The sequence below is a fragment of the Rivularia sp. PCC 7116 genome (assembly GCF_000316665.1).
Taxonomy (GTDB): domain Bacteria; phylum Cyanobacteriota; class Cyanobacteriia; order Cyanobacteriales; family Nostocaceae; genus Rivularia.
The window spans coordinates 3,499,573-3,514,859 of record NC_019678.1 but is presented as its reverse complement, the minus strand read 5'-3'; the positions used below and the strand labels follow the sequence as shown (position 1 = coordinate 3,514,859).

The 15,287-nt window shown below is 38.6% G+C and carries 12 protein-coding genes; 5 read left to right on the top strand and 7 right to left on the bottom strand.

Annotated elements, in window-relative coordinates; translation table 11 throughout:
* Positions 1-337: 337 nt before the first annotated feature.
* The 3 genes from RIV7116_RS13755 to RIV7116_RS13745 form a co-directional block, all read right to left on the bottom strand.
* Positions 338-1,270 (bottom strand): DUF1822 family protein, encoded by a 933-nt coding sequence (locus RIV7116_RS13755; RefSeq protein ID WP_015118905.1) that lies wholly within the window; start codon positions 1,268-1,270, stop codon positions 338-340.
* Positions 1,271-1,306: 36 nt separating this feature from the next.
* Positions 1,307-1,963 carry a sigma-70 family RNA polymerase sigma factor gene (locus tag RIV7116_RS13750; protein ID WP_015118904.1) on the bottom strand — a complete coding sequence of 219 codons (657 nt, stop codon included), beginning with the start codon at positions 1,961-1,963 and terminating at the stop codon, positions 1,307-1,309.
* A gap of 376 nt (positions 1,964-2,339) precedes the next feature.
* Positions 2,340-2,645 carry a DUF4090 family protein gene (locus tag RIV7116_RS13745; protein WP_015118903.1) on the bottom strand — a complete coding sequence of 102 codons (306 nt, stop codon included), beginning with the start codon at positions 2,643-2,645 and terminating at the stop codon, positions 2,340-2,342.
* A 272-nt stretch (positions 2,646-2,917) separates the two neighbouring features.
* Between RIV7116_RS13745 and RIV7116_RS13740 the strand changes: the two genes are divergently transcribed.
* Positions 2,918-3,298, top strand: a complete 381-nt coding sequence (locus RIV7116_RS13740; RefSeq protein ID WP_015118902.1) for a hypothetical protein — start codon at positions 2,918-2,920, stop codon at positions 3,296-3,298.
* A 152-nt stretch (positions 3,299-3,450) separates the two neighbouring features.
* Here the strand turns inward: RIV7116_RS13740 and RIV7116_RS13735 are convergent, their stop codons facing one another.
* Positions 3,451-3,714: a hypothetical protein gene (locus RIV7116_RS13735; RefSeq protein WP_015118901.1), complete on the bottom strand. Its 264-nt coding sequence runs from the start codon at positions 3,712-3,714 to the stop codon at positions 3,451-3,453.
* 453 nt (positions 3,715-4,167) lie between these two features.
* Between RIV7116_RS13735 and RIV7116_RS13730 the strand changes: the two genes are divergently transcribed.
* Positions 4,168-4,608: a CAAD domain-containing protein gene (locus RIV7116_RS13730; RefSeq protein WP_044290934.1), complete on the top strand. Its 441-nt coding sequence runs from the start codon at positions 4,168-4,170 to the stop codon at positions 4,606-4,608.
* 308 nt (positions 4,609-4,916) lie between these two features.
* Here RIV7116_RS13730 and RIV7116_RS13725 read toward each other — a convergent pair whose 3' ends face one another.
* From RIV7116_RS13725 to petH, 3 genes are all read right to left on the bottom strand, one after another.
* Entirely contained in the window at positions 4,917-6,122 is a 1,206-nt protein-coding gene (locus RIV7116_RS13725; RefSeq protein ID WP_015118899.1) for an S-layer homology domain-containing protein, read from the bottom strand.
* Positions 6,123-6,300: 178 nt separating this feature from the next.
* Complete coding sequence (locus RIV7116_RS13720; protein WP_044291811.1) at positions 6,301-7,617, bottom strand: homoserine dehydrogenase; 1,317 nt, start codon at positions 7,615-7,617, stop codon at positions 6,301-6,303.
* Between the two features lie 112 nt (positions 7,618-7,729).
* Positions 7,730-8,986 carry a ferredoxin--NADP reductase gene (petH, locus tag RIV7116_RS13715; protein WP_015118897.1) on the bottom strand — a complete coding sequence of 419 codons (1,257 nt, stop codon included), beginning with the start codon at positions 8,984-8,986 and terminating at the stop codon, positions 7,730-7,732.
* Between the two features lie 1,312 nt (positions 8,987-10,298).
* Between petH and RIV7116_RS13710 the strand changes: the two genes are divergently transcribed.
* From RIV7116_RS13710 to RIV7116_RS13700, 3 genes are all read left to right on the top strand, one after another.
* Positions 10,299-11,303: a phosphoribulokinase gene (locus RIV7116_RS13710; RefSeq protein ID WP_015118896.1), complete on the top strand. Its 1,005-nt coding sequence runs from the start codon at positions 10,299-10,301 to the stop codon at positions 11,301-11,303.
* 424 nt (positions 11,304-11,727) lie between these two features.
* Positions 11,728-13,017: a methionine adenosyltransferase gene (metK, locus tag RIV7116_RS13705; protein ID WP_015118895.1), complete on the top strand. Its 1,290-nt coding sequence runs from the start codon at positions 11,728-11,730 to the stop codon at positions 13,015-13,017.
* Positions 13,018-13,355: 338 nt separating this feature from the next.
* On the top strand, positions 13,356-15,062 hold the full coding sequence (locus RIV7116_RS13700) for an ATP-binding protein (protein ID WP_015118894.1): 1,707 nt from the start codon (positions 13,356-13,358) through the stop codon (positions 15,060-15,062).
* The last annotated feature ends 225 nt before the right edge of the window (positions 15,063-15,287 follow it).

Genomic DNA, 15,287 nt, shown 5'->3' with positions numbered 1-15,287 from the left:
AGAAAAAAATAAATTATTATACAAAAAGCTGCGGAGAAACCCATGTAGGGTGTGTTACGGCTTGAGTAATTTTAATCGAGATTACAATCTTTAAATTGCCGTAACGCACCATGAGATTATGCTAATAACGATATATTACGAATAATTTATTTTTCGGCGTATTCTCAGAGTAACCCAGCATTCTAACTATTTAATCAACGTAATAATTACGGCTATAGCTAAATTTGAAAAAGCTGATATTAAAAAAGGGATTTTAGATTAACAATTTATTAAAGATGCATTCTATAATCCAAAATCCCTGCATAAACGCATCCGTAGTTAAAATCTAAAATCCATTTCATACTTCAAATTCTTTCTTCACCTCCGAATCACCATAAGCAACTGTAATACTAAACCTTTCCCCAGATTCAGCACTAAATTCCGATTGAATCCAGTTATCATCTTCTCTCGAAACAACTTCCGAACCTTCTCCAGTTTCATCCCCGATAATTAATTTAATTCCTTCCGGTAAAGCCATTTCTCCCACAGGATACACTTGGGTTAAAATATCAACTTCTTCACTGTCGCTTTCCGACATAACTTTCATTACCAAAGCCACAGAAATTTGATCTAAATGCATTCCTAAATCAATTTTTTGTCCTCTAGTGATAAGGCTCATATTACTTCTATAAGCTAAACCTAACTGTTGAGGATTTAATAATTGTTCAACTTTTTGCCAGCTAGTATCAATAACTCCATCCCACCATTGTCTAAAACTAATAACATGAGATGTTGTTTCAGCTTGGACAGATTCTACGACTTCCAATTCAGTTAAATAAACTAGAAAATCTTCCAAAGAATTTAATTTACTTAAAAAAACCTTATCCCTTGCTTTAGGAATAAAACCTAATATATTGGCTTCCTTAAGAGAATCATTTAACTCTACAAAAATATAACCAACTCTATCTTCCCAAACCTCCGGAGGAATTTCCACAACTTCCGTTTCAGCTAAAATTGGAATACATTCTAATTTTCCAATATCTTTCACTATTAAATCGGCGACATTCATTAATTGAACGGCTACAGGATTTCGACTGTCACCTTCTAAGTAATCAGTCTCAAACCCCATGCACAGTAAATAATGATTGACTGCAAAAACAGCTAAACTATTTAAATAAATCTGTTGGCGTTTTTTTTGATTCGAGATTTTCGATACTAATTCTTGAGCTATTGAGTGAGCTTCAAAAGACAAGTTCACTGTAAAGCTGAGTTTTTGGGTGGTACTGTTCATGATAAAACTATTTGGGTGGCACGGGTTAATTTACTTCTATATATACTTCTTTAAATAGTCAATAATTTTATGCATTCGACGTTGATAAAAACTAGAAGCCGTTGTCAAAGGAACACCCAAATATTGAGAAATCTCTTTCCACTTTTTTCCCTCTAATAGTAAAATCAAAATGGCTTGTAAATTCGCTTCCGAATGCCCTCTTAAATGTTGACTAACCAGATAATTTTCTGGGTCTTTGCAGATAATTTCCTTCACAATTTCTTGTTGTGATATTGAATTTTCTGTATTTATTTCCTTATTGATATCATCTAAAGACAAAACTGGCGATATTGTTTCCCCTCTCGGAACCCTGGTAAGTCCTCTCCTACGTTCCTTATTAACAACATCAATAAATCGCCAGTGAAAAATTTTATTTACCCATACCATGACAGGATATTGTGGATTATATTCGTCAATTTTTTTGCATATTTCCATCAAAGTTAGCTGCAATGCCTCATTATGATAATCTTCATAATTAGGCAATCCAGACCACTGAGTTTGCTTGCACAATCGTCCAGAATTTACAACAGCATTAACAAACTTATTCAAAGCTATCCGTCGTCTAACTCGGATCGTGGTGCTACAGTCGTTAGCAGAATATTGCTTAATCTCCTCGACTAATTGCTGTAACTGTTGGTTGAGAGCATTATCCATAATAGGTTTGGTAACTTCTATTCTGGTATCTTCCTCTACGTCCAACTTTTACGCAAAAACAAATATTTTTTTATTAGGGAACAGGGAATGGGGAATGGGAAACGGGAAAAGACAATGTATGAAGTATTTTTCAGCAACCTACGAAGTTACTTAGTATTGAAAAACCCGGTTTTTTAAAAAAACCGGGTTGATTAATTATTTCGTTAAATAATTTAAAGCTGCTATTCTGAAAAATCTATAGTTTTGAATTTTATAGTCAAATATGATCTCGACTATAAAGCCAAAAAGGCAATATGCTGAAACTTTTGTGGCAGAAGCATCCTTGCTACTAATAATTAAAATAATTAATTATACATTGCCCGAAATCAGCTTTACCTTACTTCCCACCATAATAAAAAGCGATTTCCTTTTCCTTCAAAGGCAAGAAATCAGCTTCGGAGAGCATTTTATTAAGTTCCTCTTGAGAAATATGTTTCGCACCAATTCTCACAATGCGCGATCGCATAGTATTCTTTACACCACTACGCTGTCTATTACCTTCCAAAGCCATTACTTTGTTATATAAATCCAGCTTTTCAGGTTCAATGGCAGAGCCATCTAAATCAATACCTTTAGCAATAGCTTCGTCAACAGCATCAGCACCCTTAGTTGATGCATTCATTTGATTAGCGTCAGCAGTCATCACAAATTATTTTTATTAACTTAAATAAATTTTACCAGTTAACAGTTACCAGTTAACAGTCAACAGTTAGCTGTTATAAAATTAATAACTATTGCTACTCCCTATTTTCCTGTTACCTATTCCCCGATCCCTGCTTCCCGGTTACTGGTTACTGTTCACCGTTCACATTCCCTATTTGAACATTTAGATGCAGTAATTTCGCGTATGCGCTTGTCACCCAAAGAGCTTATAGTTTAATCTCAAAACAACGCCCTCTGCAATATGGTGACGGTATGTCAGAGCATCGTATTCCCGATAAACAAAATCGTAAATTAGAAAGAGCTTTAAGCAATACAATTGTTGATAAATGTTTTGAAAATTCAGAAAGCTGGCTGCGAGCTATCTTACGAATGTGCATCTTCTCTTTAGGCTATATAGATTCTGAGCCAGTGTTTGTAGTTGAATGTCCCAACCAAGCTGTAGCAAAACGATTAAGCCGGAAAACCTATCCTTTTCGCGATATAGTATATTACTTTACCGATAATATTTACGCCAGCGAACGCAGTTTATTTTGTTATCAAGAGTCCGAGAACGGTTCGTGGCGATGTTTTGATACCAACAGCAGTTCTTGGAAAAACTGGAATAACTTACAAACACCCCACCGCTTGAACTAAAAACTTGAATGCACAATTGGGCATTGGGTATTGGGCATTGGGAATGGGTAATTGGTAATTGGTAATTGGTAACTCCTAACCGTTCACTGCTCACTGCTCACTGCTCACTGCTCACTGCTCACTGCTCACTGCTCACTGCTCACTACTCACTGTTACTCCTTCCGCGTTACTAAACCACCGAAAAAAGCACCCAAGACGCTTCCAGTCCAAATACCTGTAGTGCTGCCCTGCCACATAGCACCAGGCGCGATCGCAACTTTACAACCTGCTTTAAATAATTCCCAGCGTTGATTCTGGCAATTTTGGCTGTGGGCTTGCAAACTGATTTGCCCGCCGATATAACCTCCAAAAAAACCGGATGCTAATGCTAAAAAAGTACAAATTAATAGTCGCTTCTGTGAAGATTGTTTGCTCACGATGGAAATAAATGGTAAACGACTCAGGCAAGCCCTTTATTTCGGGAGTTAAGATAAAGAACCTTCTCGTTTTAGAGCATCCTAACTGTCCGATTCATATAAAAACTAAAAACTTAACAGATTTTTGCATAATCTGTACTTAAATGGCTATGATTATTAGCAACTTGTAAGCGCAAGATAAAATTACCGTTTTTGGGGTTCTAGTTTTTAAAATTCAGAAACCCAATTTGCCTAAAATGGTATATCTTGCTCGCTTCTGACTTATAACCTCTGTCTTCTAAATCTCAACTTCTTAAGTTGTTGAAGTAGTGGTTGAGGGATAATCCTAAAACGCCGGTAACTAAAATCGTTTTGTACCGCTTTTCTAACTTTGCTCATAAAAGCGGTAATATCTACCCAAAAAACGTAATAGTTATAACTGTCCCCAGAACAATAAAAACAAGTACCACAATCATGGAAGCCCCAATGCAAGAACCAGAAACCGTGGAAACTAAAACATCAGAGACAAAAGTGCCAGAAATGAATAACCCTACTGGAACTATAACCAAAATTCAGCCTTCCACGCAATCTCAAGAGCAATGGCTGAAATATGGAGAGCAACTTTCTAGCTTTTTAAAACAGTTCTCCGATAACGCTGGAACCTTCTTTAATCAGTACAAGCAGCCTTTAATTGTCTTTGGTATAGGTATAGCTGCCCTAATTGCAGTTAGAGTTGTGCTGGCTATTTTGGACGCATTAAATGATGTTCCTTTAGTAGCACCGACTTTTGAATTAATTGGTATTGGCTATTCTGCTTGGTTTATCTACCGCTACTTACTCAAAGCCTCCACCCGCAATGAATTGACCAGCGAAATCACAACCCTGAAATCACAAGTAGTAGGCAAAGATGCTTAAAAATCAGTAATTAGCCGTTGGATACGGCTGATACGATGCAAAGCATTTTCCATATACGTAAAATCATAATGCAGACCTTTTGGGGGTCTGCATTTTGTCTAATTATCATCAGAAAATTGTAGTGAAAGCGTCTCGCTCTAGGGCTAGTAGTTCTTTTGATTAATTCTTAAGAGTTGTAGAGACGTAGCACTGCTACATCTCCCGACGTTAGGTCGAAAACTAAGCAGTCAGAATTGCTCTAACTAAACACTAATTGCCAGCAAGCAAAACAGCACCACAACCCAACTTTCATACTTTGTAGTCAACTACTACTGATTTATCACGTATTGTGATTTTATCGGTTCGACTTTATCGATTTTCACTAAAGCTTGGTGAAGCATGGCTGCTACCTCCGCGCGTGTAGCTTCTTCATTGGGTCGGAACAATTTTTGGTCTGGATAATTTACAATTAAGCCATTCGCTGTAGCAATTGCAACTTGTTCTCTTGCCCATTGAGGAATTTGGTCGGCATCTTGGTAATTACCTAAAGCTTGATCTGGTGAAGCAGGAGTTTTTAAAGTTTTATCCAGTCCGCTAACTAATGCTGCTATAACTTGCACTCGCGGAATCCTCTGTTCTGGTCTAAAGGTATTTGCGTCATAACCTTTCATAAACTTTTTATCGACAGCATTTTTAATTTGCTTTTGTGCCCAAAAATCATTGGGTACATCCGCAAAAGTTCTATTAGCATTAGTAAGATCGGTTTGAAATGCTCTGTCAATCATCGCCGCGAACTCAGCACGGGTTACTGGTTGCTGCGGTCTATAGGTATTGTTTTCATAACCTGTAATCAGTTTCCGCGATGAAAGCTTATCTACAAAAGGCTTTGCCCAAAAATCAGCAGGTACATCCGCAAAATCTTTTGGTGGCGGAATTGTAGGTGGTTTTGTCGCTTTTGCTTCTGGGGTTGCTGTTGGGGTAGGTGTCTGTGTTGGAGTAGCAGCCTGTGTTGGAGTAGGTGTCTGTGTTGGAGTCGGCTTATTAACAACTACCGGTACATCCACAGGCTTGAGCTTATCATCTGTTACATTTACCCCCGCGTTATTAGTATTATTTCCAGTTACTTTGTCATAGTCTGGTGGTACTCTTGTCCCAGGTGGTACTATGAATGGCGGTATCATCGCGTCAAAAGTTTCTCTTTCTAATAAAACTGGATTTGCATTTCTTTGGCTTGGTTCAGCTTCAACGATTGGTTGATTGGGCTTAATGTTGTTATTTGGTTCTGGAGAAGGAGCCAACAAAGCTGTCAAATCATTTAACTTATTATCTTTTTTATCTGACCTTGCTATTACCTTGTCACTCGCGGGAGCTTTTGACAACAAATTGCCAAAACCCCAGTTTGTTTCTCTTCGAGAAAGCGACCAGAAAAGAACAGTACCGATAGTTAAAAAAGCAACCAGTATGCCTATCAAATCATCAAACCCTAAATCATCGTCTGAAGACGAGCCAGGATTGGGAGGTGGTTGATTAGTCATGGTGTTAATTATCTTGTTGGTATTAGAATTAGCATCTAACAGAATTAAGCCATAGACTATCCCCTTACTGTACTTTTTTCAATATTTTTTGTTAATTCGACATTGAGAATTGGGCATTAGGCATTGGCAATTGGGAATTGGGCATTGGGAATAACTGCTCACTGCTGACTGTTCGCTGTTAAAGTACTCGCAACAAACTAGGAATGCTGTCAATTGCTTCTAAGGTGCCAATTTCTTCCAAAGCTTGGTGAAAACTACCTTCACTAACGTCATGAGTAACTACTACTATTTCGGCTAATTTTTCTTGAAAACCGGTTTGCACAACTGATTCTAAGCTGACTCCATGTTTGCCAAAACAAGTACCTAATTTACCAATTACTCCGGGTTGGTCTTTTGTTAGGAAACGCGCATAAAATCTTGTAACAAGTTCTTCAGAAGGAGCTAATTGAGAATACTCTTGATGAAAACTAGCTAATAGCGGATCTAAATTTGAAATTTTATATTTTGAATTTTCGCTATTCGATTCAGGTAAACTTATAAGTTGAGATACAAGATTTAAAATATCTGATGACACGGCGGAAGCTGTAGCACCCGCACCCGCACCCGGACCAAAAAACATTACTTCTCCGATGGGTTCACCTTCAACAAAAATGGCATTATTTACGCCGTGGATACTCGCTAAGGGATGTTCCGAAGGTACTAAAGTTGGATGCACTCTTACAGAAAGGGACGATTGATTAACTTTTTTAGCGATCGCCAACAATTTAATTACAAATCCTAGCTTTTGAGCGTATTCAATATCGGTTTTGCTAATCTGCCGAATCCCTTCACAATACACATCTTCCCGATTTACACCTCCATCAAAGGCTATAGAAGCCAAGATAGAAATTTTATCGGCAGCGTCTAAACCTTCTACGTCAGCAGTCGGATCGGCTTCGGCATAACCTAATTTCTGAGCATCAGCTAATACATCATCGAAACTGCTGCCTTCATCCTGCATCCGCGTCAAGATATAGTTAGTGGTTCCGTTAATAATCCCCGTCACGGCTTGAATTTTATTAACGCTCAAAGATTGCTTTAGCGGTTGAATTACCGGAATTCCACCACCCACAGATGCCTCAAGCATTACATATACTCCCGCTTGATTGGCGGCTGTATACAATTCTTCTCCAAAACGGGAAATCGCGGCTTTATTCGCAGTTACTACATGCTTACCGTTACGAATAGCTTTGAGCATCAACTCTCTAGCTGGCTCTAAACCACCCATTACTTCTACAACAATATCTATCTCTGGGTCGGTGACAATCGCTTCTAAATCTGTGGTGACAACCCCTTTGGGCAATTTTACTTCACGAGGCTTATCTAGCGATCGCACTCCAACACGATATATTTCAATTTCTTCTAATAAAGGATGACGACCATCGCTATCAGTTAATAACTGCACCGTACCGCATCCGACGGTACCCAATCCTAAGATTCCCAGTTTAAAAGCCACGATTACAGCACCCAACTCCACTTAATAATATAGGTAGGGCAATATACCCTACCTAAGTATTTTATGTCAAAAGTTAACAGTCAAAAGTTTACTTTCAGACCAACAACTTTTCTTAGTAAGTTTCAACGTTCCAGCGATGTGCCTTCTTGAGTTGCTTTTGATAAGAACTCCACTCTACGCCTTCTTTTGCAGCAGCAGCAGAAAGTGCGGCATCAATACCGTCTTCCATACCCTTCAAACCACAAATGTAGACATAAGTGTTTTCGTCCTTCACCATTTTCCATAACTCTTCAGCGTACTCCTCGCAACGGTGCTGGATGTACATTCTGCCACCATCTTTGTTCTTCTGTTCGCGGCTGATAGCGTAAGTCAAACGGAAGTTGTCTGGATACTTAGACTGTAATTCTTCTAATTCTTCCTTATAAAGAATGTTAGGAGTTGTAGGAATACCGAATATCAGCCAAGCCAAGCCCTTGAACTGATAATCTGTGTTTACTTTCTTCTCTTCATCCTTGAACATCCGCCATAAATAAGCACGGAAAGGAGCAATACCCGTTCCGGTTCCCATCATAATGATGTTAGCTTCGGGGTTATCGGGTAATAACATTTCTTTACCCACAGGACCAGTAATCTGGACATCTGCTCCGACTTCAAGACCAGTCAAGTAAGTTGAGCAAACACCGTATACCATTTCACCTGATTCGGGGTGCTTGTATTCCAAGCGGCGAACGCACAATGACACAGTTTTATCATCTACGTCATCACCATGTTGAGTTGAAGCGATGGAGTACAGTCTGAGTTTCTCAGGCTTACCATTCTTGTCTACTCCGGGTGGAATAATACCGATACTTTGACCTTCAAGATAACGCAAGTCTCCGCCAGAAATGTCGAATTTCAGATGACGCACGGTACCAATACCGCCTTCACCAACCAATTCTTCATTAGATAGACATTTACCGACATATGGATTCTTGGGACGGTAAATATTTACTGGAACGTCCTTCTTCTTGGCTTTCGCTTCAGTCATGGTGTTGCCTTTTTTATCCTTCTTCCTAGACTCTGATGTGGCTTTAACATCCCCTTCACTGCTAGCACCATTACTGCCATTTGAAGCTCCTTTCGAGCCAAGTTGCTCCAAGGTATCCATAGACTGAATACTAACAATTTTGCCGCCTAGACGAGTAATACGCCGCATTTCTTGATTCATGCGGTTGTAAGGCACTCTGATGAATACACTGCCACTTTTACGAATTGGGTAGTTTGTTTTGTCAGTTTCTTCGCTTTGACGTAAACCCACTACTTCATATAGAAAAACGCGGCTACCTGATTCCGTGTTAGCAGTACTTTCAACAGCACCTTGATAATACATATTTTCTACCACTCCGATTGATTACTTAACCCTTTTCAACAAAATTTTTCCCAAAGACAACTCGACATCGTCTACCGAATTTCGGCATACTTTTCGCAGTTGCTACAAGGGAAATGGCATAAACATAGCCATCAGTATTACTGCTTACACTCGCCTTAGCTGGGTTAGGGTCAGTTAAAGACACACCTGTTCACCTTCTAAGGTAATTGATAAGTTGTTCGCAGAATGTTAATAATGAATCAATTTAATTTTTTCTTTGTCAATTTTGACTGCTTAATCAGGTCTGATAGCTCAAATCTGCCAGCATGACAGTAAACTATTAGCCCACTGGGTCTGTCAAAATTAATGATAATTATTCACAAAAGAATATTATATTCCTTACCTGTAATACTTTTTCACTTATCTGGAATTATGTTATTAGCTGTTATTAATACTTTAGTATGACGAAACCGCTCTTAGCAAAAACCGAGTGGAACTTCGCTAACTACAAGTTTTATTCGCTACGATTTTCACCTTAGCAATAACAAAATGCAGTTGAGTTTTATCGACAACTTAAAGTTATATAAACTACTATTATTAGTTTTACGTGATGTGAAACATCTGTCAACCTTCACCAATGTTATTGTTGAAGGAGTTTGCAGATCCACAGCTAAAAACTAAAAATCATAGATTATTTATCATCCTATATTATCAAATTAGCTATCTTGTAGTAAAATATATAATCTATTTTCAGATTAGATAATTATTAGTTTTGATTGATTTTGGTTAGTTTTGATGCTAGAAACAGAAACCGACCGCACAAAGGTTAGAGTTTCTCGGTTAATGGTAATCAAAACATGATACATTTATGTATTATGGACAAAATAATTAAATTGCAGGTTTAAGTACAAGTTTTAAACTTGTAGATAGGGACTCTAAGTTTGAAGTCTATTGGTATATTAATAATTTAACTGATAAAGTAATATTCGTGATTATAAGGCAACCTGGATAGGTGGATTATTCGGGTGCAACGCTTGTATATGATACGCCGCTTCTGTTACAATCCGAAATATAGCTAGGATTAAATACTTACAACAACGAATCTCGACTAACAAGGCAGGGATCAAGTGATGAAATTATTATTTGCCCGTTTATTGTCGTATGTTGGTGTTGTGTAGCAAGAACGCAGGGTAACCGTAATGGGAACTCCTGACGGGCACCCGTTAAATTTTTCTTTTATAAAAAAAGAATTTAATGGCAACCCTGACTTGTAATAAATCTGTGTAAAAAAATATTGATTCAGTCATCTTTAGAAACTAATTAGAGGGGATTTATGGCAAATAAGCTCGATCGCATTGTAATGATTGGAGTTGCTGGAGACTCCGGATGCGGTAAATCTACGTTTTTGCGTCGCTTAATTGATTTGTTTGGTGAAGAATTTATGACAGTCATCTGTTTGGACGACTATCATAGTTTAGACCGTAAGCAACGTAAAGAAACAGGTATTACGGCACTAAATCCGAAGGCGAATAACTTTGACTTGATGTACGAGCAAATGAAAGCTCTCAAAGAAGGTCAAGCCATCGATAAACCTATTTATAACCATGAAACAGGCGAATTAGATCCCCCAGAAAGAATAGAGCCAAATCATATTATTGTCATAGAAGGGTTGCATCCTTTATATGACGAACGGGTGCGTTCTTTGATTGATTTCAGCGTGTATTTGGACATTAGCGATGAAGTTAAAATCGCTTGGAAAATCCAGCGCGATATGGAAGAAAGGGGTCATACATACGAAGATGTTCTAGCTGCAATTAATTCCCGCAAGCCCGATTTCCAAAACTACATCGAACCGCAAAGAGAACATGCTGATGTGGTCATTCAAGTATTGCCGACAAATCTGATTAAAGAAGATAAAGAGCGTAAAGTACTCCGAGTGCGGATGCTGCAACGGGAAGGCAAAGAAGGATTTGAACCCGTCTATCTGTTTGACGAAGGTTCAACCATTCAGTGGACTCCTTGCGGACGTAAGCTAACTTGTTCTTACCCTGGTATGCAAATGTACTACGGTTCTGATGTGTATTACGGTCGCTATGTCTCAGTATTAGAGGTTGACGGTCAATTTGATAACCTCGATGAAGTAATTTACATTGAGACACATTTGAGCAAAACATCTACCAAGTATCAGGGAGAGATGACTCACTTATTGCTCCAACACCGCGAATATCCAGGTTCTAATAATGGAACCGGCTTATTCCAGGTATTAACTGGTTTAAAAATGCGCGCTGCTTACGAGCGTTTGACACAGACAGAAGCGAAAATGGCGGTTGAAGTTTAAGTAAACGTTTAAGTACTTTTTTTAATCATTGTATTATTTCTTGGGACATCCGTATGGTGTCCCTTTTTTAGTCATAAATAAAACACAGTTCAAAGATAGATTAAGTTAAGTAAATAATTCAAACATAACTTACGCAAAGCCCCTTTAAAGAACGGGACTATTAAAGTAGTAGAAGCTTAGTTTATTGTTGCGGGTGGGTAAGTCCTATGAAAAAACTATTCCTTTTCAAGATATTTAAGCAAGTAGCAAAAAAAAACAAATATTAAAAGCTATCTAGATAACTATTGATTTTGAGAAAGTTAACTTAATTATCATTATTAATTGCAAAAATATTGGTATGATTGCAGGTTAAAGAGGCTTAATAAAATGCTTGCACAAATCTTGCATAAATTAAGTCTAAATACTCTTTAAGGAGGAATTGAATTTGACTCGTCGCTATCTATTTACCTCCGAGTCTGTAACTGAGGGTCATCCAGATAAAATCTGCGACCAGATTTCAGATACTATTTTGGATGCTTTGCTCGAACAAGACCCATCCAGCCGCGTTGCTGCTGAGGTTGTGGTCAATACTGGCTTGGTGCTAATTACTGGCGAAATAACCAGTAAAGCAAATGTTAATTACATGAATCTCGCTAGAAAGAAAATAGCTGAGATTGGTTACACCGATGCTGTAAATGGTTTTTGCTCCAATAGCTGTTCGATTTTAGTCGCTTTAGACGAACAATCGGCAGATATTGCTCAAGGCGTTAACACCGCTCAAGAAAACCGTGAAGAGTCCAGTGAAGAACAATTTGACAAAATTGGCGCTGGCGACCAAGGAATCATGTTCGGCTTCGCTTGTGACGAAACTCCCGAATTAATGCCCTTGCCTATTAGTCTTGCTCATCGTATTGCTCGCAGGTTAGCAGCAGTTCGCAAGACGGGTGAATTGTCTTATCTACGTCCCGACGGTAAAACTCAAGTAAGTATAGCTTACGAAGATGGTAAACCAGTAGGTATCGACACCATCTTGATTTCTACCCAGCACGCTCCCAACATCGGCGACATAAGCGATGAAACAGCAGTAAGGGAAAAAATTCAGAAAGACTTATGGTCTGCGGTAGTTGAACCTGTATTCGGCGATATTGACATCAAGCCCGACGAACAAACCCGATTTTTGGTTAACCCCACCGGAAAATTTGTCATCGGCGGACCTCAAGGAGACTCAGGTCTTACCGGACGTAAAATTATCGTTGATACCTACGGTGGTTATTCCCGACATGGTGGCGGAGCTTTCTCCGGAAAAGACCCCACAAAAGTAGATCGCAGTGCTGCTTATGCTTGTCGCTATGTAGCTAAAAACATTGTTGCTGCTGGTTTAGCAGAAAAATGTGAAGTTCAGTTAAGTTATGCAATCGGTGTTGCACGACCCGTGAGCATAATGATAGAAACCTTCGGTACCGGCAAAGTTGATGAGGAAATCTTGTTGGAATTAGTTCAAAAGCATTTTGAACTTCGTCCGGCTGGTATTATTCATGCGTTCAACTTGCGTAAATTATCGAATGAACGAGGCGGACGTTTTTATCAGGACGTCGCAGCTTACGGTCATTTCGGACGTACCGATTTAGAATTACCATGGGAAAATACGGATAAAGCAGAGTTATTAAAGCAGGAAGCAAGCAACTCAAATGGAGTTGGAGTACCAAACTCGACTAAAGCTTTGAGTCTTTCCTAAAATAAGGTAGCCTCGTTTTTCGTGGACGAGTAGCTTTCTTGAAGTAAGGAAGAAGTAAATAAAGCGATTTTAGATTTTAATAGTAAGTGAGGAGTAACGCTAAAGTTTGTCGCTCCTCACTTCTTTGTTATGGTCAATAGTGATAAGTAGACGTAATTGATTTTGTTAAATTTTAACTATAGATTTACCGAAATATTATAAAGCTCGTGCAAAGTATGTAGCAATTAGGCTTTTGTAATTGCTATAAAAGAAGATAATTAATATTGGCTCTTTTTGTATAAATTTCACCACCTGAAATAATGTATAAATTATAGCGGGAGGGTAAGGAGATTTGAGGGATGCGAACTCAAAAAACCGTAGGTGATAGTAGTATAGATGTATCAAGCGGACAGCCCTCAAACGATGAATTGCCTACTTTAGAATTCCCTTCCAGCGGGAAACTTAAAGCTAGCTCTAGGCGTATCCATCAGAAAATTGGCTGTGGATATTTTGCAGCGATTGGAATTGGTTTTTTTGGTTCGCTTGTGGGGTTAGTGATTGCCAACTACTACCGTGCAAGAGAAATCAGACAGTTTAATCATGCCCAATATCAAACACAAATGCTGGCAAATTACAAGGATGCTTTGGTAGAAGTGCAGTTGCACAGCTATAGTTTGGCTGCTGTAGTCCAACAACCGCTTCTTTTTTCTCGCAAAAAGGCTGAATTTGATGAGAGCATTGGTAAAGTTGAGAAAGTCGAAACCGATATTGCAGAATTTATTAGCAGTAAACCTGGAAAATTAGCAGCTACAGAAGCAACTCTTCAGACATTATTACGAGATTACGAAATAAGTTTAGAATCTTACACGCAACAACTAGATTCGATATTGCAGCAAGTAGACAAGCAATCTCAATCTCAACAACTTTCACAGGTTCAGCAACAATTGCTCGAACTGACTCGCTCTCAAGCAGCAATTCGTTTAGAACAGCTAGGTAGAAAATTAAATAATATTCTTCAAAGTGCCCAAGCACAAGAATATCGTAGAGCAAAAGACCTAGAATTTTCCAAAGGAATTGAAAGAACAATTGTAATCGCGAGTATGCTGCTTTCAGTAGCGATCGCAGTTGTGGTAGCTTGGCGAACTTCCCGCGCTATTGCCGAACCCGTGGTGGTTGTTACTCAAGTAGCCGAACAAGTCGCTCGCAAATCAAATTTCGATTTACGCGCTCCCGTTACCACTGAAGATGAAATTGGTTTACTTGCAAAATCACTGAATCATTTAATCGAAAGAGTTTCAAAAAGAACCAAGCAATTAGAACAAGCCAAAGAATTAGCAGAAGCCGCGAGCAAAGCAAAAAGTCAATTTTTAGCAAACGTCAGCCATGAATTACGCACGCCATTAAATGCCATAATCGGCTTAAGCCAGCTTTTACAAGAAGACGCTACGGATTTAGGGGTAGAGGAAGATTTTGCCGCGGATTTAGAAATAATTAATACATCCGGCAAACATTTATTGGAGCTAATCAACGACATTCTTGACTTATCTAAAATTGAAGCCGGGAAAATGACCCTTTACCCGGAAACATTTGAAGTAGTATCGCTGATAAACAATCTCGTTCTCACAATTAAATCAGCTATACAGAAAAATGGTAGTTCCTTAGAAATTGATTGCGATGGAGAATTAGGCACCATGTACCAAGATCAAACAAGAGTACAACAGGTGCTGCTGAATTTGTTAAGCAATGCCTCAAAATTTACTAGAAATGGTCTAATAACTCTGAAAGTTAGACGGCAAAAAGATATTATCCCCAGTATCTCGGGTGAAACAATTGTTTTTACTGTCAAAGATACCGGTATTGGAATGACTGAATATCAAATCGAGCAATTGTTTAAACCATTTACTCAAGGTGATGCTTCAACCACTAAAAAGTATGGCGGAACTGGATTAGGATTAGCAATTACCCGTCATTTTTGTCAAATGATGGGTGGTGATATTAAAGTGCAAAGCAAGTTTGAAGTAGGTTCTACTTTCACCGTTTGGTTACCTGCAATCAGTAATCAGTAATCAGTTACCAGTTAATCCCAGGGTGTGTTGTTGCACAGAGCAATGCACCTTATTAGCGTTTTGTACTTTCAGTTCTATAAAGTCTGGTTGATTATTTACTATTAGGACTTACGCAACCGGCACATTTTTATTGTAGGGTGCTGTGACACTTAATAAAATGGCGGAACGTAGTAATAAGGTTATGAGTGTCACGCACCAACCGGGTATTGTGACAACTGCGTAAGT